The organism is Streptomyces sp. NPDC054840, assembly GCF_053611065.1.
In genome coordinates this window covers 1-4274 of sequence record NZ_JBSGZP010000627.1, presented here as the reverse complement: position 1 = coordinate 4274, position 4274 = coordinate 1, and the positions used below count along the sequence as shown (strand labels likewise).

The following is a 4274-nucleotide window of genomic DNA, read 5'->3' as shown; positions in this document are numbered from 1 at the left end:
CTGGAAGGCTGCCAATTGTGGCAGGTGGCGGTGACGGACGGCGGGAACCCTGCCCGTTGCCCTCGGTCAGGCCCGGCCGAAGAGGTCGCGCGGGAAGGCCCCGGCGCCGATGGCCTTCGTGACGAACCCGCTGCCGAGTTCGGTGAGGCGGGCCAGTCCCTCCTCGCCCAGGTGCTCGTACGGGGCCGCGTCGAGGCGGTCGGTGTCCGCCTCAAGGCGCTCGCGCACGGCCTTGCCCTCCTCGGTGAGCTCGCCGTCCGCGTCGAGGATGCCGCGCTCGCGCAGCCGCTCGGTCGCGGCGTCCAGGTCGGGCTGCTCCCAGCCTCGGATGGACTTGATCCACTTCGCGGTCATGCCGCGGCCGGTGGCGGTGTGGCTGACCAGGGCCTCCACCGGATCCAGTCCGGCGAGGAGCAGGGCGGCGAGGTGGCCGTCGCCGCGGTGCTCGCGCAGCAGGGTGGTGGCGTGCCACAGGCGCAGGTGCGGGGCCTCGGGTACGGGGAGGTCGGCGTGGGCCGCGTAGAGCGTGCGGGCGTGCCGGGTGCAGCCCTCGGTGGCGAGCATGGCCAGACCGGCGGCCTCGGCCAGCTCCGGCGACTCCACGGTCTCGGTGCCGAGCAGCCGGCGCAGGGTGCGGTCGGCGGCCCGCAGCCGGGCGGCGAGGACCTGCTCGGGCGTGGCGGTGTCCCACACGGCCGGCAGGTGCCGGGCGAGCAGATCGTGGCGGTAGTTGTAGAAGGTGGCGGTCACGGTGCCGGGGCCGACGGCGCCCATCGCGGCGGACCGGCTCGCGAGGTTGACGGCGACCGGGTCCGTGACTCCGAGGGCCGCGAGCTCCTTGGCGAGATCCGGCGAGAAGTAGATCGTCGCGTGCAGCGGGTTGATCGCAGCATGCCAACAGCGACGGGCGGCGAGCAGGGGAAGCGTCATGCCCGGCAGGTTACCGACTGCTCGGTATGCCGGGTAGAGCCGGGTCCGGTGGCACGACTCTCGCCCCCGGCCCGTCCTCATCGTGGCGCGCGGTCCGGTGTGCCGGGGACGGGCGGACGGTGACTCGGGGGAACCCGCCGCCGGTGCGTCCCGGCCCCTTTTCGGCCGATCCGGGCGTGGGGGCGGGGCACCGGGGTCTCGTGTTCCGCAGGTTCGGCGCGCTCCCCGGCATCGGCCGCGTCCGCACCGGCGGGGCGTTGAGCCACTGGCTGCGCCGCAGGCCACAGGGCCTGGAACGGCAGCGCCGGGTCGGCGGCGGGGGCTTCCCGACGCTCGGCGCCCTCGCCTCCGCCGCCGCGACTGCGGTCGGCCCGTGACGGCCGAATGGCGATCGTGTGACAGCAGGGGCCATGGACATGACCTGAGCGGTCAAGGGTGAATACGGTCGAGCGACAAGGCCTTGGACCACTCTGTGAACCGATCTGTCTCCCCTACCACTTGGAGTCATTCGTGCACCGCAAAGTCATCGCCCCGAGCGTGCTCGCCGCGTCCCTCCTGCTGGTGATCCCGGCGTCGGCGGCGGGTTCGGGTTCGGGCGCCCCGGGTATCGGCGATCCCTACTACCCGGCCAGCGGCAACGGCGGATACGACGTGTCGCACTACGACCTGCGCCTGCGGTACCAGCCGAAGACGGACCTGCTGGAAGGCACGGCCACCCTGCTGGCCACCGCCCAGCAGGACCTGTCCCGCTTCAACCTGGACTTCGGCCTCCAGGTCAGCGAGATCCGGGTCAACGGGGTCAAGGCGAAGTTCGCCACGTCCGGCTCCCACGAGCTGGAGGTCACCCCGGCGAAGCCGTTGGCGCGCAACAGCCCGCTGTCCGTCGTCGTCAAGTACGCCGGAAAGCCCTCCGAGTTGAAGGTGGACGGCTGGACGGCCTGGCAGCGCACGCCCGACGGCGGGGTCGCGGCGCAGGAGCCCGACTCGGCGGTCTGGTGGTTCCCGAGCAACGACCACCCGCTGGACAAGGCCACCTTCGACATCTCCGTCAACGTGCCCGACGGTACCCAGGCGATCAGCAACGGCGTGCTGCAGTCCCAGACCTCGCGGCTCGGCTGGACCCGGTACAACTGGCGTTCCAACAAGCCGCAGGCCACCTACCTGGCCACCCTCGCCGTCGGCAAGTTCGACATCACCACCGACAGGACGGCGAGCGGGCTGCCGGTCCTCAACGCGTACAGCAAGGACCTCGGCGACAACGCGGGCGCGGCGCGCGCGAGCGTGGAGCGGACCGGCGAGGTCGCCGAGTGGCTGGAGGGAGTCTTCGGGCCGTACCCCTTCAACGCGCTGGGCGGCTACGTGCCGAACGTGCCCTCCGGGTTCGCCCTGGAGACCCAGACGCGGCCGTTCTACAGCCCCCGCCAGTTCTCCAACGGTGCGAACGTCTCGGTGGTGGTGCACGAGCTCGCCCACCAGTGGTACGGCGACAGCGTGTCCGTCGACGGCTGGAAGGACATCTGGATCAACGAGGGCTTCGCCCGCTACAGCCAGTGGCTGTGGTCGGAGAAGGAGGGCGAGGGCACGGCGCAGGAGCTCGCCGACTGGGCCTACGGCCTGCGCCCGGCCGAGGACGCCTTCTGGCAGGTCAAGCCGGGTGACCCGGGTCCGGACAACCAGTTCCACGGGGCCGTCTACGACCGTGGCGCCATCGCCCTGCAGGCGCTGCGGAACGAGATCGGCGACGAGAAGTTCTTCGAGATCCTCAAGGGGTGGCCGACCGAGCGGGCCTACGGCAACGCCAAGGTCGGTGACTTCGTCCGGTACGCGGAGAAGGTCTCGAAGAAGCCCCTCGCGCAGCTCTTCGAGACCTGGCTGTACACCCCGGGCAAGCCGGCGGCTTCGGCACTGAACCCTTCGGCGGACAGGCCCGCGGCCCGCTCGCCGCAGCAGTCCGCCCCGGCGAAGCCGGCTGCGGAGCCCAAGTCCTGGAAGAAGATCTCGGAGACCGACACGATCCACGACACCGAGCACGGCTCCGGGCCCGGCCACCGGCACTGAGTCGGCGCGGGCCCCGCGCCCCGCACCCCGCACACGGGCTCCCGCATCCGGCGGGGGCCCGTGCGTCGCGCGTCCGTCAGTGGTCTACGGCACGCCCCGCATCCGTCAGTGCCTCCGGCACACCCCGCGGCCCGCGCCCGTCAGTGGTCTCCGGCACGCCACGCGGCCCGCGCCCGGTAGGCGATCGGCAGGTAGCGCAGGCGCTCCGGCAGCAGCGGTACGAGGAGCCGTACGGCCGTGCTGAACCGCCGGAGCCTGCGCTCCTGGGCCGGGCTCCACTCCAGCCCGATCGCCGCGCGGGCCTCCGGCGGCATGTAGCCGACGCTGACGAAGGCCCGCAGGCGCAGGAACGCCGCCCGCAGCACCGGCCAGGTCAGCCGCAGCAGCAGGCGGACGGCGGGCGGGCCGGCCTCCGGCGGGGGCAGTCGCACATCGGTGGCGACCAGCTCGCGGGCGACCGCCGTGGACTCGATCTCCTCGGCGAGCATCCGGCCCCAGTACGTCCAGTACTCCTCGACGCTCTGCGGCATGTCCCGGTCCCGCAGGCCCAGGATCCGGCCCACCTGGAGCCACTCCCGGTAGAGCTGCCGCTCCTGGGCGGGGGTGAAGCGGCGCAGCAGGTAGCGCCCGGCGTAGAGGTAGACCGGGAAGCCGGTGGCGTGCACCCAGGAGTAGCAGGCGGGGTCGAGGGAGTGGTAGCGGCGACCGCGGGTGTCGGTGCCCTGGATGTCCTTGTGCAGGCGGCGGACCCGGCGGCCCTCTTCGGCGGCTTCCTCCCCGCCGTACACCCAGAGCTGGACCGAGCGCAGGGACCGCTCGCCGCGACCCCAGGGATCGGTGCGGAAGACGGAGTACTGGTCGACGCCGGCCGCGATCGCCGGGTGCGCCACCTGCATGGTGAAGGCGGCGGGCAGCATCAACAGGGCACGGACGTCGCCGGCGATCGTCCACAGCACCCCGCCCGGCGGGGGCGGCGCGGGGTCGTTGCGGCGTGCGGCCGCAGGTCCGGCGGGGGGTGCGGAGTCCGTCTTCCTCATATGACAAGTATGCGAGCACCGGACGGCCGTCTCACGGACAGAAAGTCTCTGCACGGGTGTTACCCAGAGGTAACTGCTGCTGCTTGTATGACGGCGTCGATCATCCCCCGCAGGAATGACGGAGACCTTCATGCTGCTTTCCACGCCCCGCTCGCGCCGCGCCGCCGCCACGGCCGTCGCCGCGGTCGCCGCAGGCGCGCTGGCCGCCACCACCGCGCCTGCCGCCACGGCCGCGGAGACCGCCGCCGC

The 4274-nt window shown here is 72.6% G+C and carries 4 protein-coding genes; 2 read left to right on the top strand and 2 right to left on the bottom strand.

Features of this window, described 5'->3' with window-relative positions; all coding sequences use genetic code 11:
* Nucleotides 1-66: 66 nt before the first annotated feature.
* Complete coding sequence (locus tag ACWGIU_RS31030) at nucleotides 67-930, bottom strand: SCO6745 family protein (RefSeq protein WP_453711395.1); 864 nt, start codon at nucleotides 928-930, stop codon at nucleotides 67-69.
* Nucleotides 931-1130: 200 nt separating this feature from the next.
* Between ACWGIU_RS31030 and ACWGIU_RS31025 the strand changes: the two genes are divergently transcribed.
* On the top strand, nucleotides 1131-1307 hold the full coding sequence (locus ACWGIU_RS31025; RefSeq protein ID WP_453711393.1) for a hypothetical protein: 177 nt from the start codon (nucleotides 1131-1133) through the stop codon (nucleotides 1305-1307).
* 133 nt (nucleotides 1308-1440) lie between these two features.
* Nucleotides 1441-2988 carry a M1 family metallopeptidase gene (locus ACWGIU_RS31020; RefSeq protein WP_453711391.1) on the top strand — a complete coding sequence of 516 codons (1548 nt, stop codon included), beginning with the start codon at nucleotides 1441-1443 and terminating at the stop codon, nucleotides 2986-2988.
* Between the two features lie 140 nt (nucleotides 2989-3128).
* Here the strand turns inward: ACWGIU_RS31020 and ACWGIU_RS31015 are convergent, their stop codons facing one another.
* A complete protein-coding gene (locus ACWGIU_RS31015) occupies nucleotides 3129-4025 on the bottom strand; it encodes an oxygenase MpaB family protein (protein WP_453711389.1) in 897 nt (298 codons plus the stop codon).
* Nucleotides 4026-4274: the final 249 nt, after the last annotated feature.